This is a genomic window from Comamonas sediminis, from assembly GCF_041107495.1.
In the GTDB taxonomy this organism is placed as follows: Bacteria; Pseudomonadota; Gammaproteobacteria; order Burkholderiales; family Burkholderiaceae_C; genus Comamonas; species Comamonas sediminis.
Genome location: NZ_JBGBDC010000005.1, coordinates 66,457 through 86,949, shown reverse-complemented (window position 1 = coordinate 86,949; position 20,493 = coordinate 66,457). Strand labels below are relative to the sequence as shown.

Annotated in this window: 18 protein-coding genes; 14 read left to right on the top strand and 4 right to left on the bottom strand. The window is 64.3% G+C overall.

Annotation, left to right across the window (positions count from 1 at the left end):
* Positions 1 to 138: 138 nt before the first annotated feature.
* On the bottom strand, positions 139 to 267 hold the full coding sequence (locus AB7A72_RS12570; protein ID WP_021026473.1) for a hypothetical protein: 129 nt from the start codon (positions 265 to 267) through the stop codon (positions 139 to 141).
* A gap of 28 nt (positions 268 to 295) precedes the next feature.
* Here AB7A72_RS12570 and mltA point away from each other — a divergent pair, with 28 nt between their 5' ends.
* Positions 296 to 1,441 (top strand): murein transglycosylase A, encoded by a 1,146-nt coding sequence (gene mltA / locus AB7A72_RS12565; RefSeq protein WP_373449129.1) that lies wholly within the window; start codon positions 296 to 298, stop codon positions 1,439 to 1,441.
* Positions 1,442 to 1,519: 78 nt separating this feature from the next.
* Here mltA and AB7A72_RS12560 read toward each other — a convergent pair whose 3' ends face one another.
* Positions 1,520 to 2,017 (bottom strand): Lrp/AsnC family transcriptional regulator, encoded by a 498-nt coding sequence (locus tag AB7A72_RS12560; protein ID WP_021026471.1) that lies wholly within the window; start codon positions 2,015 to 2,017, stop codon positions 1,520 to 1,522.
* Positions 2,018 to 2,230: 213 nt separating this feature from the next.
* Here AB7A72_RS12560 and AB7A72_RS12555 point away from each other — a divergent pair, with 213 nt between their 5' ends.
* The 5 genes from AB7A72_RS12555 to AB7A72_RS12535 all read left to right on the top strand — a co-directional run bounded on the left by AB7A72_RS12555 (position 2,231) and on the right by AB7A72_RS12535 (position 11,826).
* Positions 2,231 to 5,830, top strand: a complete 3,600-nt coding sequence (locus tag AB7A72_RS12555; protein ID WP_312450878.1) for an indolepyruvate ferredoxin oxidoreductase family protein — start codon at positions 2,231 to 2,233, stop codon at positions 5,828 to 5,830.
* Positions 5,831 to 6,185: 355 nt separating this feature from the next.
* Entirely contained in the window at positions 6,186 to 6,518 is a 333-nt protein-coding gene (gene yajC / locus AB7A72_RS12550; protein ID WP_021026469.1) for a preprotein translocase subunit YajC, read from the top strand.
* A 70-nt stretch (positions 6,519 to 6,588) separates the two neighbouring features.
* Entirely contained in the window at positions 6,589 to 8,481 is a 1,893-nt protein-coding gene (gene secD, locus AB7A72_RS12545; RefSeq protein ID WP_312527983.1) for a protein translocase subunit SecD, read from the top strand.
* 11 nt (positions 8,482 to 8,492) lie between these two features.
* Positions 8,493 to 9,443 carry a protein translocase subunit SecF gene (secF, locus tag AB7A72_RS12540; protein ID WP_239809813.1) on the top strand — a complete coding sequence of 317 codons (951 nt, stop codon included), beginning with the start codon at positions 8,493 to 8,495 and terminating at the stop codon, positions 9,441 to 9,443.
* A 25-nt stretch (positions 9,444 to 9,468) separates the two neighbouring features.
* The gene (locus AB7A72_RS12535) at positions 9,469 to 11,826 is read left to right on the top strand and encodes a DUF1631 family protein (RefSeq protein ID WP_239809812.1); all 2,358 of its coding nucleotides are present in this window, start codon (positions 9,469 to 9,471) and stop codon (positions 11,824 to 11,826) included.
* A gap of 12 nt (positions 11,827 to 11,838) precedes the next feature.
* Here AB7A72_RS12535 and dprA read toward each other — a convergent pair whose 3' ends face one another.
* The gene (dprA, locus tag AB7A72_RS12530) at positions 11,839 to 13,011 is read right to left on the bottom strand and encodes a DNA-processing protein DprA (RefSeq protein ID WP_369460170.1); all 1,173 of its coding nucleotides are present in this window, start codon (positions 13,009 to 13,011) and stop codon (positions 11,839 to 11,841) included.
* 30 nt (positions 13,012 to 13,041) lie between these two features.
* Positions 13,042 to 14,265 carry a LysM peptidoglycan-binding domain-containing protein gene (locus AB7A72_RS12525; protein WP_312450866.1) on the bottom strand — a complete coding sequence of 408 codons (1,224 nt, stop codon included), beginning with the start codon at positions 14,263 to 14,265 and terminating at the stop codon, positions 13,042 to 13,044.
* Between the two features lie 171 nt (positions 14,266 to 14,436).
* On the opposite strand from AB7A72_RS12525, the gene def reads away from it, so the two are divergent.
* The 8 genes from def to AB7A72_RS12485 all read left to right on the top strand — a co-directional run bounded on the left by def (position 14,437) and on the right by AB7A72_RS12485 (position 20,392).
* Positions 14,437 to 14,958, top strand: coding sequence for a peptide deformylase (gene def / locus AB7A72_RS12520; protein ID WP_239809809.1), 522 nt, complete (start codon positions 14,437 to 14,439; stop codon positions 14,956 to 14,958).
* 55 nt (positions 14,959 to 15,013) lie between these two features.
* The gene (locus AB7A72_RS12515; protein ID WP_312411842.1) at positions 15,014 to 15,484 is read left to right on the top strand and encodes a hypothetical protein; all 471 of its coding nucleotides are present in this window, start codon (positions 15,014 to 15,016) and stop codon (positions 15,482 to 15,484) included.
* Between the two features lie 54 nt (positions 15,485 to 15,538).
* The gene (gene fmt, locus AB7A72_RS12510) at positions 15,539 to 16,522 is read left to right on the top strand and encodes a methionyl-tRNA formyltransferase (RefSeq protein ID WP_369460169.1); all 984 of its coding nucleotides are present in this window, start codon (positions 15,539 to 15,541) and stop codon (positions 16,520 to 16,522) included.
* Positions 16,519 to 17,343 carry an AzlC family ABC transporter permease gene (locus tag AB7A72_RS12505; RefSeq protein WP_133856333.1) on the top strand — a complete coding sequence of 275 codons (825 nt, stop codon included), beginning with the start codon at positions 16,519 to 16,521 and terminating at the stop codon, positions 17,341 to 17,343. Before fmt ends, AB7A72_RS12505 begins: the two co-directional genes overlap by 4 nt.
* Positions 17,340 to 17,684, top strand: coding sequence for an AzlD domain-containing protein (locus AB7A72_RS12500; RefSeq protein ID WP_369460168.1), 345 nt, complete (start codon positions 17,340 to 17,342; stop codon positions 17,682 to 17,684). The genes AB7A72_RS12505 and AB7A72_RS12500 overlap by 4 nt, the downstream gene beginning before the upstream one ends.
* Positions 17,685 to 17,811: 127 nt before the next feature.
* Positions 17,812 to 19,005, top strand: a complete 1,194-nt coding sequence (locus AB7A72_RS12495) for a phosphoglycerate kinase (RefSeq protein ID WP_239809805.1) — start codon at positions 17,812 to 17,814, stop codon at positions 19,003 to 19,005.
* A gap of 173 nt (positions 19,006 to 19,178) precedes the next feature.
* Positions 19,179 to 19,817 (top strand): hypothetical protein, encoded by a 639-nt coding sequence (locus AB7A72_RS12490; RefSeq protein ID WP_369460167.1) that lies wholly within the window; start codon positions 19,179 to 19,181, stop codon positions 19,815 to 19,817.
* Positions 19,814 to 20,392 (top strand): FlgO family outer membrane protein, encoded by a 579-nt coding sequence (locus AB7A72_RS12485; RefSeq protein ID WP_239809803.1) that lies wholly within the window; start codon positions 19,814 to 19,816, stop codon positions 20,390 to 20,392. Before AB7A72_RS12490 ends, AB7A72_RS12485 begins: the two co-directional genes overlap by 4 nt.
* Positions 20,393 to 20,493: the final 101 nt, after the last annotated feature.

Below are 20,493 nucleotides of genomic sequence, written 5' to 3'. Positions count from 1 at the left end.
TGATGCAAGGGCATCCCCGGAAATGGGGACGGCCGTGGATGCAAATTGTGGGCAGTAGAACTGCCAAATGCCAGAGACAAAGTTCAAAAATGGTAAAAATGACGGCAATGAGCGGCCATGTCCTACGATTTGCGCAAGCTAGTCGCGAGGAGGCTGCTCATCTTTGCTTACGATTTCCCCTTTTTTGCGACCGGCAAACATCGTCCACCAGACGATCGCCACCAGTATGACCAACGCCAATAGCGCTTCCAGCAATATCAGTCCCATCGGTACCCGCTCCTTACGTACGCTGTCGATGGCTGCGATTGTAGGAATTCTGGCCGCCTGCTCCAGCCAAGTCCCTTTGGACCAGCCGTCTTCGCCGACCACCCGCCCGCCGGTATCGGGCAGCATCGAGGTGCTGCCACCCGATGCCAATGAGCCGCTGCCCCCGGCGATCCAGCAGGCCAAGAGCCGCTGGGTGCCGGTGCACTGGTCGTCGGTGCCCGGTCTGGAGCAGGACAACCTGGCCGATGCCTGGAATGCCTGGATCAAGAGCTGCAGCCGCCCGCCCGCGCCGTTTGCGCAGTTCTGCTCCGAGGTGCGGCGCATGAGCCTGGCCTCGACCGAGGAGCAGCGCGCCTGGATGGTGTCGCGCTTTCAGCCCTACCGCGTCGAATCGCTTGACGGCAACCCCGACGGCATGCTGACCAGCTATTTCGAGCCCATGCTCGATGGCACGCGCCAGCCAGGCAACGGCTATTCGATCCCGTTGTACCGGTCGCCGGCCACGCTGGGCTCGCGCAAGCCCTGGTTCAGCCGCCAGCAGATCGAGACCCTGCCGCAGGTGCAGGCCGAGCTGCAGGACAAGGTCATTGCTTGGGTCAACGACCCGGTCGACGCGATGGTGCTGCACATCCAGGGCTCGGGGCGGGTGCGCATCCAGGAAGCCGATGGCTCGGTGCGCCTGATCCGCGTGGCCTATGCTGCCACCAATGACCACCCCTACAAGAGCATCGGCAAGTGGCTGCTGGACCAGGGCCTGGTGCGCGATGCCACCTGGCCGGGCATCAAGGCCTGGATTGCCGCCAACCCGACCCGTGTCAATGAGCTGCTCTGGAGCAACCCGCGCTATGTATTCTTCAGGGAAGAGCCGCTGTCGCCACTGGATGCCGAGTTTGGCCCCAATGGCGCCCAGGGTGTGCCGCTGACCCCGGGCCGATCGATTGCGGTGGACCGGGGCAGCATTCCCTACGGCACGCCTGTCTGGCTGTCTTCCACCGGGCCCACCGTGCAGCTCAACCGCCTGGTGATGGCGCAGGACACGGGCAGTGCCATCCTGGGTGCCGTGCGCGCCGACTACTTTGCCGGCTGGGGCCATGAGGCGGGCGATTTTGCCGGCCGGGTCAAGCAGCCGCTGCGGCTGTGGGTGCTGTGGCCCAGGGGCGTGGCCAAGCGCTGATCTCCGCAAATAGTAGCCACCCAGGCCAGCCGCCCAGGCTGGCCTTTTGCATGGTGGCGGCTCGGATAGGAAAGGGGATCAACGCGAAGGCGTGCCCTTGGGGTTTGCCGTCATCGGCAGCGGCAGGGCGCTGCTGGATTTGACCTCGCCCAGCGAGAAGGTGGTGTGCACGTCTTTCACGTTGGGCAGGTGCAGCAGCACGTTGCGGATAAAGCTGGAGAAGCTCTCCAGGTCCTTGGCGACCACCTGCAGCTCGAAAGTGCCCGCGCCGCTGATGTAGTGGCAGGACGTGACCTCGGGCAGCAGGCGGATCGATTCCTCCATGCGCAAGGTGATGTCGGCGGTGTTCTGCGCGGCATCGACGCGCACAAAGGCCAGCACACCGAGGCCGAGCTTGTGGCGGTCCAGGGTTGCGTGGTAGCCGGTGATGTAGCCGGCCTCTTCGAGCGCACGCACCCGGCGCCAGCAGGGCGCGGCCGACAGGCCCACACGCTGGGCCAGTTCGGCATTCGTCAAACGGGCGTTTTTTTGCAGCTCGTAGAGGATGGCCCAGTCGAATTTGTCAATTTGGTTCATTTATTGTCATTATTGAGCAAGATTCTTTCAAATACTAGGTAAACCCCGGCAAGGAAAAGAATACTTTATTCTCGCTGCCCGTCATACACTGCAGCGATGAAGGCTGGGGTGTTTTGCCCCGCCTGCTGGACTTGGTTCCAGCTTCTTATAACGCCCCACAATCCCGGACCTGCCACAAGCGGCCACCGGGGGCTCTCCCCAGGAGACAAGACGATGAATGCCTCACTCCCCGAGTCCGTCCGCAAAGCGCTGGAAACCGTCACGCTTGAGGATAAGTACGCACTGGCCCATGGCCGTGCCTTCATGAGCGGGGTGCAAGCCCTTGTTCGCCTGCCGATGCTGCAGCGCCAGCGCGATGCATTGGAAGGTCTCAACACCGCAGGCTTCATCAGCGGCTACCGTGGATCGCCTCTGGGCGGCTACGACCAGGCGCTGTGGGCGGCCAAGAAGCACCTCAAGGACAACAACATCGAGTTCCAGCCCGGCGTCAACGAAGAACTGGGCGCCACCGCCGTCTGGGGCACGCAGCAGCTCGACCTGTATCCGCAGAGCAAGAAGTTCGACGGTGTCTTCGGCATCTGGTACGGCAAGGGCCCGGGCGTGGACCGCAGCGTGGACGTGTTCAAGCATGCCAACATGGCCGGCACGGCCAAGCACGGCGGCGTGATTGCGCTGGCCGGCGATGACCACATCAGCAAGTCCTCGACGGCGGCCCACCAGAGTGACCATATCTTCAAGGCCGTGGGCTCGCCGGTGTTCTTTCCCTCCAGCGTCCAGGACATCCTGGACATGGGCCTGCATGCCTTTGCGCTGAGCCGTTTCTCCGGCGTCTGGTCGGGCATGAAGACGATCCAGGAGATTGTGGAGTCGTCGGCCAGCGTCTCGGTGGACCCGGACCGGGTCAACATCATCACCCCCGATGACTTTGTGATGCCGCCTGGCGGCCTGCACATTCGCTGGCCCGATGCGCCTCTGGAGCAGGAAGCGCGTCTGATGGACTACAAGTGGTATGCGGCACTGGCGTATATCCGTGCCAACAAGCTCAACTACAACGTGATCTCCACGCCGAATGACCGCTTTGGCATCATCGCCAGCGGCAAGGCCTTCAATGACACGCGCCAGGCGCTGATCGACCTGGGCCTGGACGATGACACCTGCCGCCAGCTGGGCATCCGGCTGCACAAGGTCAACGTCGTCTGGCCGCTGGAGGCCTCCATTACCCGCGACTTTGCGATGGGTCTGCAGGAGATTCTGGTGGTCGAGGAAAAGCGCCAGATGATCGAGTACCAGCTCAAGGAAGAGCTGTACAACTGGCGCTCCGATGTGCGCCCCCATGTGCTGGGCAAGTTCGACGAGATCGAGGGCGACCACTCGGGCGGCGAGTGGTCGGTGCCCAACCCCAGCAACCACTGGTTGCTTCGCCCGAAGGCCGACCTGACCCCGGCGCTGATTGCGCAGGCGCTGGCCAAGCGCCTGAAGAAGCTCGGCGTGCCCGACGACATCGTGCGCCGCATGGATGCGCGCCTGCAGGTGATTGCCGCGCGTGAACAGGGTCTGAAGGACAGCAAGCAGGAGTCGGTGGACCGCCTGCCCTGGTTCTGCAGCGGCTGCCCGCACAACACCAGCACCCGCGTGCCTGAAGGCAGCCGCGCGGTGGCCGGCATCGGCTGCCACTACATGGTCAACTGGATGCCCGACCGCAACACCAGCACCTTCACGCAGATGGGCGGCGAAGGCGTGACCTGGGTCGGCCAGGCGCCGTTCACCACCGACCAGCATATTTTCTCGAACCTGGGCGATGGCACCTACTTCCACAGCGGTTTGCTGGCCATCCGCCAGAGCATTGCCTCGGGCGTGAATATCACCTACAAGGTGCTCTACAACGACGCGGTGGCGATGACCGGTGGCCAGCGCGTGGGCGAGCGCCCCGAGGGCCACTCGGTGCTGCAGATCATGACCAGCCTGTTGTCCGAAGGGGTCAAGAAGCTGGTCATCGTCAGCGACGAGCCGGAAAAGTATGACGGCGTGCAGCTGGGCGCCGGTGTGACCGTGCACCACCGCGACGAGCTCGACCGCATCCAGCGCGAGTTCCGTGAGCTCAAGGGCACGACGGCCATCATCTACGACCAGACCTGCGCGACCGAAAAGCGCCGCCGCCGCAAACGTGGCACGCTGGCCACGCCGGCCAAGACCGTCATCATCAACGAGGCGGTCTGCGAAGGCTGCGGCGACTGCTCGGTGCAGTCCAACTGCCTGTCGGTGGAGCCGGTCGAGACCGATTTTGGCCGCAAGCGCAAGATCAACCAAAGCACCTGCAACAAGGACTTCTCCTGCGTCAAGGGCTTCTGCCCGAGCTTTGTCACCATCGAAGGCGGCCAGCTCAAAAAGGCCAAGAAGGAGAAAAAGGGCGATATGGCCAAGCTGCCTGCGTTGCCCGATCCCGTCCTTCCCGTGGCCACCCAGGCCTGGGGCATTGTGGTGGCGGGTGTGGGCGGCACGGGTGTGATCACCATTGGCTCGCTACTGGGCATGGCCGCCCACCTGGAGGGCAAGGGCGTGGTCACGCAGGATGCGGCCGGTCTGGCGCAAAAGGGCGGCTCGACCTGGAGCCATATCCAGATCGCCAACTCGCCCGACGCGATCTACACCACCAAGGTGGACACCGCCAAGGCCGACCTGGTCATCGGCTGCGACCCCATCGTCGCGGCCAACAAGACCACGTTGGCTGCCATGCAGCAGGGCCGTACCTTTGTGGCGCTCAACACCCATGGCGCGCCCACGGCGGCCTTCGTGCACAACCCGAACTGGCAGTTCCCCGAGGCGGGTTGCGAATCGGCGATCCTGGCGGCCGTGGGCCAAGAGGGTGTGGGCATGTTCGATGCCGAGCACATTGCGACCCAGGCGCTGGGCGACAGCATCTATACCAACCCGCTGATCCTGGGCTATGCCTGGCAAAAGGGCCGGGTGCCGCTGTCCCATGCCGCGCTGATGCGGGCGATGGAACTGAACGGCGTGCAGGTGGACAACAACAAGGCTGCGTTTGAATGGGGCCGCCAGTGCGCCGCCAACCTGCCCCAGGTGCAGGCCATGTTTGCCGCCCAGCAGGTGATCCAGCTGGTCAAGAAGCCCTCGTTGCAGGAGCTGGTGGCCAAGCGCGTGGCTTTCCTGACCGATTACCAGGACAGCGCCTATGCCGCCGACTACGAAGCCTTCGTGAACAAGGTGCATGCGGCCGAAGCCAGGCTGGGCAGCAGCACCCGCCTGTCGCAAGCGGTGGCGCGCTACCTGTTCAAACTGATGGCCTACAAGGACGAGTACGAGGTGGCGCGCCTGCACACCACGGCCGAGTTCAGCGAGAAGATTGCCAGCATGTTCGAGGGCGACTACAAGATCGTGCACCACCTGGCGCCACCCACCACGGCCAAGCGCAATGACAAGGGCGAGCTGGTCAAGAAGGCCTACGGCGGCTGGATGCGCAAGGCCTTTGGTGTGCTGGCAGGACTCAAGGGCCTGCGCGGCGGCGCACTCGATGTCTTTGGCCGCACCGAAGAGCGCCGCACCGAGCGCGCACTGATCCAGGAGTACCGGGCATGCATCGAGGAGCTGCTGCAGCGCCTGAGCGCCGAGCGCCTGGCGCTGGCGGTGGAAATCGCCAGCATCCCCGAAGACATCCGCGGCTACGGCCATGTCAAGGAACGCCACCTGGCCGCCGCCCGCAGCAAATGGCAGCAGCTGATGGCACGCTGGCGTGCGCCTGCCGATGACGCAGCGGCAGCCGCGGCTGCTGCCAAGCCCGAACCGGCACAGGTATGAAGCCCGGTTGACGGGTGAAAGGGAGTGGATCGAGCCGCCTGTGCGCCAAGCCAGGCGGCTTTTTTGTCAGCGGCTGCAGCAAACGGGCGTGACAAATTTGTCACAGCGCGTGGAGCAGGGCGGTGCTCGCGGCGACTTTGGCGCGTAAATACCACTTAAGCGGCAGTATCTGCCATAGTGGCTTCTACCAATGCGCTGGCATGAAAGCTGCTTAATTCCATGAAAACAACCGGAAAAACCAGAGGCATCCAAGGTATTGCCTGGGTGTTCGCAGAGGGGCACGCATACAATGCTTCTCTTTGGGTCTTGGTTTTGGTCATCCAGGCAAGGCCTGCATCCACGTTGGGAGCTTCATTTGTTTATCTCTTCTGCTTTTGCCCAGACCGCACCGGCTGCTGCTGCCTCCGGCGGCATGACCTCCACCCTCACCAGCATGCTGCCCTTGGTGCTGATGTTTGTGGTGCTGTATTTCCTGATGATCCGTCCTCAGATGAAGCGCCAAAAGGAAGCCCGTGCCATGATCGATGCGCTGGTCAAGGGCGACGAAGTGGCCACCAATGGGGGCCTGGTGGGCCGCGTGGTGGGCCTGGACGAACAGTTCCTGCAAGTAGAGTTGGCCCAGGGCGTGGTCGTGCAACTGCAGCGTGGTGCTGTGGTGCAGGTGCTGCCCAAGGGTACGCTGAAGTAATCCATCGTTGAAACAGCAATTGGCGCAGCATGGCTGCGCCTTCTATTTTGCGTAAGGTAAGAGCGCGATCATGAACCGTTATCCGGTCTGGAAGTACGCGATCATTGTGATCGCGCTTCTGGTAGGGGTTGTTTACACCCTGCCCAACTTTTTTGGTGAGGCGCCTGCTGTCCAGGTCGCCTCGGTCAAGGCCACTGTCACCGTGGATTCTGCATTGCAGCAGCGCGTGGAATCGGCGCTGGCCGATGCCGACGTCAAGCCGCTGAGTATCGCGCTGGAAAACGGTTCGATCCGCGCCCGCTTCGACAAGGAAGACGAGCAGCTCAAGGCCAAGGGCGTGCTCGAGCGCGTGCTGATCCCGGACAGCAACGACCCCTCCTATGTGGTGGCGCTGAACCTGATCTCCCGCTCGCCCGCCTGGCTTACCGCCCTGCATGCCAAGCCCATGTACCTGGGTCTGGACTTGCGCGGTGGCGTGCACTTCACCTTGCAGGTGGACATGCAGGCGGCGCTGACCAAGCGCACCGAAGCGCTGACCAGCGATGTGCGTCTGGCGCTGCGCGACAAGAAGATTCGCCACGGCGGTGTGAACCGCGAAGGCCAGTCGCTGGAAGTGCGCCTGCAAGACGAGGCCACCGCCACGACGGTGCGCAACCTGATTGTGGACACCATGCCGGACCTGCAGGCCAATGTGGTCAGCACCGGCGGCGCCTATGTGGTGCGGGCCAACATCAAGCCTGAATCGCTGCGCAGCGTGCAAGAGCAAGCGCTCAAGCAGAACATCACGACCTTGCACAACCGTATCAATGAGCTGGGCGTGGCCGAGCCGGTGATCCAGCAGCAAGGCTCCGACCGCATCGTGGTGCAGCTGCCCGGTGTGCAGGATCCGGCACAGGCCAAGGACATCCTGGGCCGTACCGCTACCTTGGAAGTGCGCATGGTCGACGACAGCTCGGACGCACGCGCGGCCGAAATGGGCACCGGCCCCGTGCCGTTTGGCTCTGAAAAATACAGCGACCCGCATGGCCAGTCCATCGTCGTGAAAAAGCAGGTCATCCTGACCGGCGAGAACCTGAACGACGCGCAGCCCGGCTTTGACAGCCAGACCCATGAAGCGACCGTCAACCTGACCCTGGATGGCAAGGGCGCGAACATCTTCAAGGACGTCACGCGCGAGAACATTGGCAAGCGCATGGCCATCCTGCTGTTTGAAAAGGGCAAGGGCCAAGTGGTGACCGCCCCGGTGATCCGCTCCGAAATCGGTGGCGGCCGCGTGCAGATCTCGGGCAGCATGTCGACCAAGGAAGCCAGCGATACCTCGCTGCTGCTGCGCGCCGGCTCGCTGGCCGCGCCGATGGAAATCATCGAGGAATACACGATCGGCCCGAGCATGGGTAAAGAGAACGTGGAAGCCGGTATCAAGAGCATCGTGGGGGGCTTCATCGCGATTGCCGTCTTCATGTGCATCTACTACATGGTCTTTGGCGTGGTCTCGACCATTGCGCTGGGCGTGAACGTGTTGCTGCTGCTGGCCATCCTGTCGATGCTGCAGGCTACGTTGACCCTGCCGGGCATTGCCGCCATGGCGCTGGCCATCGGTGTGGCCATTGACTCGAACGTGCTGATCAATGAACGGGTGCGCGAAGAACTGCGCGCCGGTGCGTCACCCCAGGCGGCCATCCATGCCGGTTATGAACATGCCTGGCACACGATTCTCGACTCCAACGTCACCACCCTGATCGTGGGCCTGGCGCTGCTGGCCTTCGGCTCCGGCCCGGTGCGCGGCTTTGCCGTGGTGCACTGCATCGGCATTTTGACCAGCATGTTCTCGGCCGTGTTCTTCTCGCGTGGCCTGGTCAACCTCTGGTATGGCCGCCGCAAGAAGCTCAAGAGCGTGTCGATCGGCCAGGTCTGGAAGCCCGAGGGCGAAGACCACCGCTCCGTGGCATCTGCTAAACGTTAAGGAGGAAGACCATGGAATTCTTCCGTATCAAAAAAGACATCCCTTTCATGAAATACGCGTTGGTGCTCAACGCGATTTCGGTCATCACCTTCGTGCTGGCGGTGTTCTTCCTGACCACCCGTGGCCTGCACCTGTCGGTGGAGTTCACCGGCGGTACCGTCATGCAGGTGGCCTACGAGCAGCCTGCCGATGTGGGCAAGATCCGCGAACAGGTCGCCTCGCTCGGCTACCAGGACATCCTGGTGCAGAACGTGGGCAGCGCCGACCGCGTGATGATTCGCCTGCCGATTGAAAAAGGCGTGACCACGGCCCAGCAGGGCGAGAAGGTCATGGGCGCGCTGAAGGCGGCCGACCCCGGCGTGACCTTGCTGCGCAGCGAGTTCGTGGGCCCCTCTGTGGGTGAGGAGCTGGTGCACGGCGGCCTGATGGCGCTGGCTGCGGTGGTGCTGGGCATCGTGATCTACCTGGCGATGCGCTTCGAGTGGAAGTTCGGTGTCGCCGCTGCCATTGCCAACTTGCATGACGTGGTGATCATCCTGGGCTTCTTCGCCTTCTTCCAGTGGGAGTTCTCGCTGGCCGTGCTTGCCGGTGTACTGGCGGTGCTGGGGTACTCGGTCAATGAATCGGTGGTGATTTTTGACCGGATCCGCGAGGCATTCCGCAAGTTCCGCAAGCTCAGCACGCCCGAAGTGATCGACCACGCCATCACCTCGACGATGAGCCGCACCATCATCACCCACGCTTCGACCGAGGCGATGGTGCTGTCGATGTTTCTTTTTGGCGGCGCCAGCTTGCATTACTTTGCATTGGCGCTGACCATTGGTATTCTTTTTGGTATCTACTCGTCGGTATTCGTGGCCGCGGCCATCGCGATGTGGCTGGGCGTCAAGCGGGAAGACCTGGTCAAGGTCAGCCAGAAGGACCTGGACCCGAACGACCCCAATGCCGGGGCCACGGTATAAAGATCGATAAAGGGATGGGATTTCTGTGGCTGTTGCACCTTCGCATCATCGCAGCTGGCAAAAAAAGCTCGCCCGTGAAGCGCGGCTGAGATTTGTCGGTGGTTTGTGCGCGGGTCTGCCCGGGGTGGCGGCGCGCTTGCGCGCCGAGCTGCTCCAGATCATCGCGCGGCCCAGCACCGATCCCTCCCGCTCGCATGTGGCGCTGTCTGCCGCGATTGCCGAGTTTGACAGCCGCCAGCAAGCCTGGCTGGACAGCGCCAACAAGCTGCTGCGCCAGAGCCTGCTGGCTGGCGAGCCGGCCCCCGAGCCGGTGGCTGCGCCCCCGACCATCACCAGCTTGGAGCTGGTCAGCAACGAAGCCATCGAGGGGCGCATCATCGCCTCGCGCCTGGCAGCCCAGCTGCTGGAGCTGGTCGCAGCCGAGCTCAACAGCGTGCGCCGCGTGACCCAGTTTCTGGAAGACCAGGAGCTGGGCCCCGCCGACGCCCTGCGGCCCGAGACCTGGTGCCTGCGCCTGATCGAGGCCTGGGAGGCGGCAGGCCTCAGCCGCAAGACACTGGATCTGCTGTGGGCGCCGATGCTGGAAATCCTGGCACCGCTGGGCATCAGCGTCTACACGGCGGTCCGGCGCTTCTACGACGAGCAAGGCGCTGCCACCGAAGACGAGCTGCGCAGCTACCGCATCAAACGCACGGAAACCGAACGCCCCGCAGCGGCTGCCGCCGCCATGGCTGCCGCTGCTGCCCAGCAGTTGGCGGGTATGGCGGCAGCACAAGCGGGTGCGGTCTCCGGTGTCGCCAGCATGCCCTCGGGCTTGATGCCGGCAGGCGGTGCCGGTTGGGCCGCGATCGGCGCAGCGCGCCAAAAGAGCCAGGGCGTGCTCGCGCAGCTGCGCGGGTTCTTGCAGGGCGTTGCCGGTAGCCGCTCCAATGGTGGCCCCACCTCGGTGCGCGCATCGCTGGGGGCAGCGGGTGGCTATGTGATCTCGCCGGCGCTGCAGCACGCACTGGTGTCGCCGCCCACGGCGATCCAGTCGGCCTGGTTCCATACCGCGCCGGCCGATGACGATATGGACGCCGTCCAGGTGGTGGCACCGGTGGCGTTGGCGGTGCGCCAGCAGTCCTCGGCGCTCAAGAGCGTGGCCTCGTCCGACGAGGAAAAGGCGATCATCGAGATCATCGCCTTGATGTTCCAGAGCATTCTGAACGAGGACCGCATTCCGGCCGGTATCCGCATCTGGTTTGCGCGCCTGCAGGTGCCGGTGCTGCGCGTGGCGCTGGCCGAGCCGGCGTTCTTCAACGACACCGAACACCCGGCGCGCCAGCTGATCGACCGCATGGGCGCTTGCGTGCTGGGCTTTGAGGCGGCCGCGCTCAATGGCACGACGTTGGAGGCCGAGGTCAAGCGGGTCGTGCAGGTCATCGAGCAGTACCCGGACACCGGCAGCCGCGTGTTCCAGCTGGTGCTCAAGGAATTCCAGAAATTCCTCGAAAAGAACCTGACCGGCCAGACCGCGACCGCGCGCGAACTGGTCAGCCTGGCCCAGCAGATCGAGCAAAAGGAGACGCTGGCCATCCAGTACACCATCCAGCTGCGCGACATGCTGCTGGAGATGCCGGTCGACAGCGATGTGCGGGAGTTCCTGTTCAAGCAGTGGTCCGATGTGCTGGCGATGTCGGCGATCCGCTTCGGTGCCGAGCACGAGAACACACAGAAATTCAAGAAGGCGGCGCTGGACCTGGTCTGGTCGGCATCGGCCAAGCCCAGCAAGGAAGAGCGCGCCCGGGTGATCCGCCAGCTGCCGCTGTTGCAGACCGTGCTGCGCCAGGGCCTGACCCTGTCGAACATCGTCGGCGAGCGCCAGGACGAAATCATCAAGAGCCTGATGGATATCGTGGCCGAGGCCTTCCTGGCCAAGACCAATGAGATCCCGCAGGAGCGCATCATTGCGCTGGCAGAGCGCCTGGCCCATCTGGAAGACGCACTCGACGAGGTGGTGACCGAAGAGTATCCGCTCAGCGCCGAGAGCATCGAGCTGATGCTGGGCATCGACACCAGCAGCATCCAGGTGATTGCCGACGATGGCGCGCTGGTGCAGCCCGAGGTACTGGAGTGGGCGAAGAATCTGTCGCTGGGCAACTGGTTCCTGCTGGACCACAATGCCAGTCCGCTGCAGGTGCAGTACGTCTGGCACAGCCAGCACAAGCAGCTGCACCTGTTTGCAGCGCTGAGCGGCTCCTGCTTTCTCTTCCAGATGCGGCGCATGGGCCATTACCTGCAGGCCGGCCTGCTGCTGCCGCGCGATGCCGAAGGCATCACGGCCCGTGCCGCGCGCGATGCGCTGGCCAAGATCGAGGCCAACCCCGAACGGCTGTTGCAGTAAGCGGCTGCGGGTCTAGCCTGCCGCCAGGCGCTGGAACAAGCCGCCCGGCAGGCGCGCCACCCGGCCTTGCAGCTCCAGCTCCAGCAGCTGAATCTGCAGGCGGGCGATATCGATGCCGGTACGGCTGCACAGGCTGTCCAGATCGACCGGGTCAAAACCCAGTGCCTGCAGCAAGCCCTGGTCTTCATGCCTATCGTTGCTGGCCGCTGCGCCAGAGGTATCCACCGGCGCAGGTTCTGCGGCTGGCACCCGGGCCGCAGCGCCCAACGCAGGCAGTTCTTCCAGAATATCTTCCACCGATTCCACCAGCTTGGCGCCCTGGCGGATCAGCGCATGGCAGCCTTTGCTCTGTGGCGCATGGATGGAGCCGGGGATCGCAAAAACCTCGCGCCCCTGCTCGCTGGCCAGGCGGGCGGTGACCAGCGATCCCGAGGCGGTCGCAGCCTCGACCACCAAGGTGCCGCTCGCCAGACCCGCTATCAGGCGGTTGCGTTTGGGAAAGTTCTGCGCCAGCGGGGGTGTGCCCAGGTGGTATTCGCTGACGATCCAGCCCTGCTCGGCAATCTGTGCAGCCAGCGCATGGTTGGCGCGGGGGTAGACCCGGTCAATGCCAGTGCCGATCACGGCGATGGTGGCGGGCTGCCGGCCGGTTGCAGCTTCCAGCGCACCGGCATGGGCAGCGGCATCGATGCCCAGCGCCATGCCGGAGATGACGGTGATGCCCTGGCGCACGAGGGTCTGGGCAAAAGCACAGGCATTCTGCACGCCCTGTGGCGTGGGGTTGCGGCTGCCGACCATCGCCAGCGCCTTGTGCGGCCATGCGAGACCTGGCCCCTCGAACCAGCGGGCATGGCCGGTGATGTACAGCAACACGGGCGGGTCGGCGGTTTCAAGCAGCGCGGGCGGGTAGCCGGCGTCGCCCAGGGTCAGCACATGCCGCACCAAAGGTGCTGGCGCGCTGGCCAGCCAGCTCCAGGTGGTGGCCTGCAGCGCCTGCAGCTCAGCGCTGGGGTTCAGCAGCGCCCGCGCTTGCGCAGGTGTGATGCAGCTCTCCAACTGTGCCGCAGTCTGGGCCAGTACCGCACCCGGCAGGCCAAAGCGCGCCAGCAGACGCCGGATGCCGGTGTTCCCCAGGCCAGGGGTTGCTGCCAGGCGTATCCAGTCGTGCAGCTCTTGTTCGGTCATGGGGCCAGCGCTGCGGTGCCGTCCACTGCGTCAGGGGCGGTAGTCGGGCGAGATCAGCGCGTCGCCGACCTTCACCCCTTCCTTGGCTTCAAGGATCAGCGCGTAGGACACCTTGTCGAAGGTGCGGAAGACCATGGCCAGGCCATTGGCTTCGTTGGGCAGCTTGATGACGGTCTGGTCGCTGTCGGTCTTGTCCTTGATGCGCGCGCCGCGTGTCATCAGGCGGAAGACATGGCCGAGCTCGACACCGTCGGCCTGGCCACGGTTGATCGCGATCACATTGTTGCGCGATGCATAGGCCACGCTGTTGCTGCCGTAGATCGACATCACGCTGCCCTGCAGATGCTCATCGGGCGCATGCGGCACATAGCTGGTGACCTGGATGCGCGGCATCGGCAGCAGCTTGTCGCCGACGCGGATTTCCTCCTTCACTGCGGTGATATCGAGCGATGCGGGCACCGGATCGGTGTGCGCATTGCCCTTGGCGTCCAGGGTCGTCTCCTGGCGCTCGCCCGCCATCAGTTGCACCTTGCCGAGGTACTGCGCTTCATAGCCCAGGATGGCATTGGTTTCCGGGTCGGTCATCGGCACGGCATTGCGGAACACGCGGTAGTACTGGCGCTCCTGCCCCATCTCCAGCGACTGGTCGGCCGAGCGGCCATAGACACGGTCGCCGGGCGACAGCAGCGCGCGCTCTTGCGCGGCACCGACCAGGCGCGGGGCTTTTTCGCTCTCGCCGGCGGACAGCACCTCGGGCTCCACCAGGAAGGCCTCGATCAGGCGCTGGTTGACAGCCGGCAGCGCGGTGCCGGACAGGCTTTCGCTGCGCACGCGTGGCGAGATGCGGATGACTTCCTCCTCGCCCGAGCGCGACGTGACCAGACGCGCCATGCCATTGCGGCGTTCCAGGTACAGGGTCTGGCCGGGGTAGATCAGGTGCGGGTTGGCAATGGTCTGCAGGTTCATGCCCCACAGCGCGGGCCAGCGCCAGGGTTGCTGCAGGTAGACGCGCGAGATGTCCCACAGGGTGTCGCCACGCTTGACGACATAGGTATCGGGTGCATTGGCGGCCAGCTCGGCCTCGGGGATGCCCTGCGCCGCCACTTGCTGGGCGGTGCTGCGTTGCTGCGCGGTGACCGGCAGCTGCGCAGCCGGCGTGGCGGCCCAGGCACTCAGGCCGGCGCAGGCCATGCAGGCGGCTGCAATGGCGCTGCTGCGCAGCTGGTGGAACAGGGGCGTGGTGGATGCTCGCATGGCCGGGTGACTCCCTCTCAGTCGCTGGCAGGCCACAGTGGGCCTACTGTCAATGTTTGTAATTGCCTCTGATTCTCGGGCCAAGCCCTTGATCGATCAATGATTATTGCAAGGCATCCGGGCATTGAAGCGCAAAAGTGGCGAAAATAACGACATTCACAAGTGAAAACTATGTCTATCCTCCCGATTCTCTGCTACCCCGATCCCCGTCTGCACAAGGTCGCCAAGCCCGTGGCCGTGGTCGATGACCGCATCCGTACCCTGGTCCAGGACATGCTGGCCACCATGTACGACGCCAGCGGTATCGGCCTGGCAGCCACGCAGATCGACGTGCATGAGCGCGTGGTGGTGATCGATGTCTCTGAAGAGCGCAACGAGCCGATGGCCATCATCAACCCGGAAATCATCTGGGCCAGTGACGAGAAGCAGGTCGGCGATGAGGGCTGTCTGTCGGTACCCGGCATCTACGACGGCGTGGAGCGTTCGGTAGCGGTCAAGATCAAGGCGCTCGACGAGCACGGCAACAGCCGCGAGATCGACGCCGAAGGTCTGCTGGCCATCTGCATCCAGCATGAGATGGACCACCTGCTGGGCAAGGTGTTTGTCGAGTACCTGTCGCCGCTCAAGCGCAACCGCATCAAGTCCAAGCTGGTCAAGCAGCAAAAGCGCGAACTGGCCGACGCCAAGGGCTGATATGGGCACCACGCGATCTTCACGGAGCTGGCTGCCTGGCCGCGCGTGGGGCGCGATGGCCTTGCTCATCCTGTGCGCGGCCCTGGCTGGCTGCGCCTATCCGACCCAGTTCAAGCCCGGCACCCCGCAGCAGGAGGTGCTGAGCAAGCTGGGGCCTGCCAATACCGTCAAAAAGCTCGATGGCGGCGGTGAGCGCTGGCTCTACACCACCCAGCCGATGGGGCGCGAGGCCTACCAGCTGCAATTTGGTGCCGATGGCCAATTGCAGACGACCACCCAGGTGCTGACGGCCGGCAACTTTGGCGCGATCCCGCTGGGCCAGTTCACGCAGCAGCAGCTGCTGCAGGATTTTGGCCCGCCGATGGAAATCACCCGGGTCTGGAGCTTCACGGGACAGGTCTGGACCTACCGATTCTGGGACAATGGCATCAAGCGATTCGCGCATGTGCACGTCGATCCGCAAGGTGTGGTGCAAAAGCTGATGTTCATCGATGAGCCCCTGCCCGAGCCCCGCCAGCGTGACTGAGTGCCGCTGTGCCTGGGCGGATCGCCGCTTGCCCCTTACTCCCCCTGAAAAGACATGAAAGTAGTTTTCGCCGGCACGCCGGAATTCGCCCGTGTGGCGCTGGAGCAGCTGCTGGCCGCCGGTCATGAGGTGCCGCTGGTGTTGACCCAGCCGGACCGGCCCGCCGGCCGAGGCATGAAGCTGCAGGCCTCCCCAGTCAAGCAGTGCGCGCTGGCGCACGGCATTGCCGTCAGCCAGCCGCTCAGCCTGCGCTTGGATGGCAAATACCCCGAAGAAGCGGCCGCCGCGCGCGCAGCGCTGCTGGCCGCCCAGCCCGATGTGATGGTGGTGGCGGCTTACGGATTGATCCTGCCGCAATGGGTGCTGGACTTGCCTGCCAAGGGCTGTCTCAACATCCACGCCAGCCTGCTGCCGCGCTGGCGCGGTGCCGCACCCATTCACCGTGCGATCGAGGCCGGTGACGCGCAGACCGGCGTCACCATCATGCAGATGGACGCGGGTCTGGATACCGGCGACATGTGCCTGGTCGAGGCGCTGGACATTGCCCCCCGGGACACCACCGCCAGCCTGCACGACAAGCTGGCAGCGCTGGGCGGCCGCATGCTGGTGCAGGCGCTGGCCTTGAGCCACGAAGGCCGCCTGCAGCGCGAGCCGCAGCCGGCAGAAGGCATCACCTACGCGCACAAGATCGAGAAGACCGAAAGCGCGATCGACTGGTCAATGGGAGCGGAACAGATCGATCGCCGCGTGCGCGCCTTCAACCCCTTCCCGGCAGCCTCTACCCACGTGGGAGACGAGGTGGTCAAGATCTGGGCGGCGCAGCCCGAGCGGCATTCGCCCGCCGAGGCCGTCCCCGGCCAGGTGCTGGTGGCGGATGACCAAGGCATCGTGGTGGCCTGCGGCGAAGGTGCGTTGCGCATCAGCGAACTGCAGCGGCCCGGTGGCAAGCGCTTGCAGGCCGCAGATTTTCTGCGCGGCCATGCGCTGCAACCCGGCCAGGTTCTGGGCGACGGCAGGCCATCCGTGGCAGCTCCATGAGCCTGCACCACCGGCGCCGCGCGATCGACCACCCCAGTTTCCGTGCCGGCGTGGTCGACATGTCGGGCACGGCCGTGGGCATTGCGGCCTGGGCGCTGGTCACTGGCGTGGCGATGGTCAAGGCGGGTATCTCCGCGCCCATGGCCATCTTCATGTCCCTGGTGGTCTATGCCGGCAGCGCCCAACTGGCGGTGCTGCCGCTGATGGCGATGGGCTCGCCGATGTGGGTGGTCTGGTTCACGGCGGCCTGCGTGAACCTGCGCTTTGTCATTCTGTCGAGCATGTGGCGCAGCTATTTTGCGCACCTGCCGCTGTGGCACCGCCTGTGCATTGGCTATTTCAGCGGTGATGTGATCTTTGTGGCCTTCATGCGCCGCTACACCGCGCCGGTGGCCAAGCCCCAGCAGGTGTACTACTTCTGGGGCGCCTCGTCGCTCAACTTCATCACCTGGCAGGGCTTCTCGATCGCCGGCATCCTGCTGGCCAATGTGGTGCCGCTGGAGTGGGGCCTGGGCTTTGCCGGCGTGCTGGCGCTGTTGGGCGTGCTGTACTCGATGCTGATCGACCGCGCCACCAAGGTAGCGGCGCTGGTGGCCGCGACAGCGGCGATTGCGGCCTACGGCATTCCGCTCAAGCTCAACATCCTGGTAGCAATTGCCTGCGCCGTCACCATCGGCCTCCTGGTCGAGGCGGTGGACCAGCGCGGCCGCAAGCCCAAGATCGTGGTCGTCGCCAAGAACAAGCCGCTGCCGTCGCCCGGGCCCGAGCAGCCCGACGATGGCACGACAGCCGTGCCCGTGCGTGAGGAGCATGTGCGATGAGCCAGGACGACTGGGATCTGCTGTACCAGCTGACCGCCATTGTGGGCCTGACCGTCATCACCGTGGTCACCCGTGCGTTCTTCATGATCCCGAAGAACGAGCTGCCGTTGCCCGACTGGCTCAAGCGCGGCCTCAAATACGCACCGCTGGCGGCCCTGATGGCCGTCATTGCGCCGGAGCTGTTGATGGTCAAGGGCGAACTGACCAAGACCCTGCTCGATGCCCGCATTCCGGCAGTGATCTGCGCGACCATTTATTACTTCAAGAAGCGCGGCATCCTGGGCACGATTGTGGTGGGCATGGCGGTCTACCTGCCTTTGCATATCGGCCTGGGCTGGTAAACCTGCGAAGAGACGCCGGCGCGACCGCCAGCTTGGGAGAGGCTGGGCAGGCCTCTACAATGGCGGCCATGCTCGGCCGCTCCCAAGGCCTGTGCCCCAGTTTCTAGACTCTTTGGTAGCCATTCCCATGAACATCCTTCGTTTCTCCGACCTGTGTGCCCAAGGCAAGGTGCAAGGCCAACGCGTTTTCATCCGCTCCGATCTGAATGTGCCGCTCAACGACGCGGGCGAGATCACCGAAGACACGCGCGTGCGTGCGTCGGTCCCTGCGATCGAGATGGCGCTGAAGGCCGGCGCTGCCGTGATGGTGACCAGCCACCTGGGCCGCCCCACCGAAGGCGCCTTCAAGCCCGAGGACTCACTCGCCCCCGTCGCCCAGCGCCTGGGCCAGCTGCTGGGCCGCGAAGTGCCGCTGATCGCCGACTGGGTCGATGGCGTCAACGTGGCACCCGGCCAGGTCGTGATGCTGGAGAACTGCCGCACCAATGTCGGCGAAAAGAAAAACCTGCCCGCGCTGGCGCAAAAGCTGGCCCGGCTGTGCGACATCTATGTGAATGACGCCTTTGGCACGGCCCACCGCGCCGAAGGCACGACCTACGGTATTGCCGAGTACGCGAAGACCGCCTGCGCCGGCCCGCTGCTGTCGGCCGAGATCGATGCCATCACCAAGGCACTGGCAGCGCCAGCGCGTCCGCTGGTGGCCATCGTCGCGGGCTCCAAGGTGTCGACCAAGCTGACCATCCTGCAATCGCTGTCCAGCAACGTGGACCAGCTGATCGTCGGCGGCGGCATCGCCAACACCTTCATGCTGGCTGCGGGCTTGAACATCGGCAAGTCGCTGGCCGAAGCCGACCTGGTCGGCGATGCCAAGGCGGTGATCGATGCGATGGCCGCTCGCGGTGCCGATGTGCCGATTCCGACCGATGTGGTCGTCGCCAAGACCTTTGCTGCCGATGCCGAGGCGACCATCAAGCGCGCCACCGATGTGGCCGATGACGACCTGATCCTGGATATCGGCCCGGAGACGGCCGCCCGCCTGGCCGAGCAGCTCAAGAAGGCCGGCACCATCGTCTGGAACGGCCCGGTGGGCGTGTTCGAGTTCGATGCGTTTGCGCACGGCACCGAAACCTTGGCGCAGGCCATTGCCCAGTCGCCCGCGTTCAGCATTGCCGGCGGTGGTGACACCTTGGCCGCCATCGCCAAGTACGGCATCGAAGACAAGATTGGTTATATCTCCACCGGAGGTGGTGCGTTTTTGGAAGTATTGGAAGGCAAGACCTTGCCAGCTTTCGAAATTCTGCAAAAGCGCGCCGCAGGCTGAGCTTTCAGGGCGGGCAAATGACCGTTCCAAAGTGTGAGCAAAAACAACAAAATGCATGGCTCTGTTCGCACTTTGGATCGTTTCTCTTGTCTTGGCACCACCACATCTACAACAATGGATGCAAGCCTGGGCGGGTGTTGGCCCGTCGGCTATCTAATTCCGAGGAGGGAAACATGGCTTTGAAAAAGACCATCGGAGCGGCGGCGCTGGCAAGCGCCGTGCTTGCGTTGACGGGTTGCGCGGTAGAGGCGCCCGTTCCATACGGCGCCAACTATGCGCAGCCAACCCAGATGAAGGTGCGTGCCGCAGGCCACTGGGACCTGATGGCCAGCGAAGTGGTCGCTGACACCCTGGCGACGCTGGAGCGCAATGGTCTGAACGCCAAGACGCCCTTGTATGTGGCCCTGCCACAGAACGCCAGCGCCTTTGACAGCGTGTTCCACGACCTGGTCGTGACCAAGCTGGTGCAGCATGGCGCATCGGTCTACACCACCCCGGGCCAGCAACTGGAGGTGAGCTACGACGCCAAGATCGTGCACCACAACCTGCAGCAGGCTGGCAACTGGGCCTATGAAGGCGACAACGGCCAGGCCATCGCTGGCGTGAGCCCGACCATCGGCACCGACTACCAGGCCGCCACCATCGCTGGCGCTCCGGCTTACTCCGAAGTGCTGCTGACCACCACGGTGCTGCGCCAGGGCCAGTACGTCGCGCGCAAGTCCAACGTCTACTATGTCGACAACGCCACGGTTGGCCAGTTCGCCAAGACGCAAGCCTACCGCGCCGTCAACATGAAGGTGGTGAACCAATGATGCGGCGACTGACCACCCTTGCTGCTGTGGCCTGTGCCACTGTGCTGGCGGGTTGCGCCAGCTGGACCGAGCCTGCCCAGCCCGTGAGCACGGTGCGCAGCGAGCCTACCTACCAGTCCGCCGATGCCAGCATCTTCCTGGCCAACAGCCAGGATGCGATCAACAAGCTGACCGCCTCGGTCGCGCCGCAGTCGACCGGAACCGGCCCGGTGCTGGTGGCCACCGTGGTCAACGTGAACAACATGGGCGCCTCGTCGCCCCTGGGCCGCACCTTGTCCGAGATCTATGCCAACCAGATGGCTGCCCGGGGCTTCTACGTCAAGGAAGTCAAGCTGCGCACCGATCTGTATGTGCGCGAAGGCACCGGCGAGCTGCTGCTGTCGCGGGAGATGCGCGACATCGCCCGCAGCCAGAACGCCTCGATGGTGCTGGTCGGCACCTTCTCGCCGGCGGCCAACTTCACCTACGTCAGTCTCAAGCTGGTGCGTACCGAAGACAGCCGCATCCTGTCGGGCTACGACTATGCCTTGCCCAACGACCGCGATGTGACCCGTCTGCTGAACGCGCCTCGCTGATCCCCTGCCGGGCCCGCGCCCGGCTGCTACAAAGAACGCACTCCCCTTGGGCAGTGCGTTTTTTTTATGGTCGGAACGGCCGGCGTTGACAGCCGCCATCA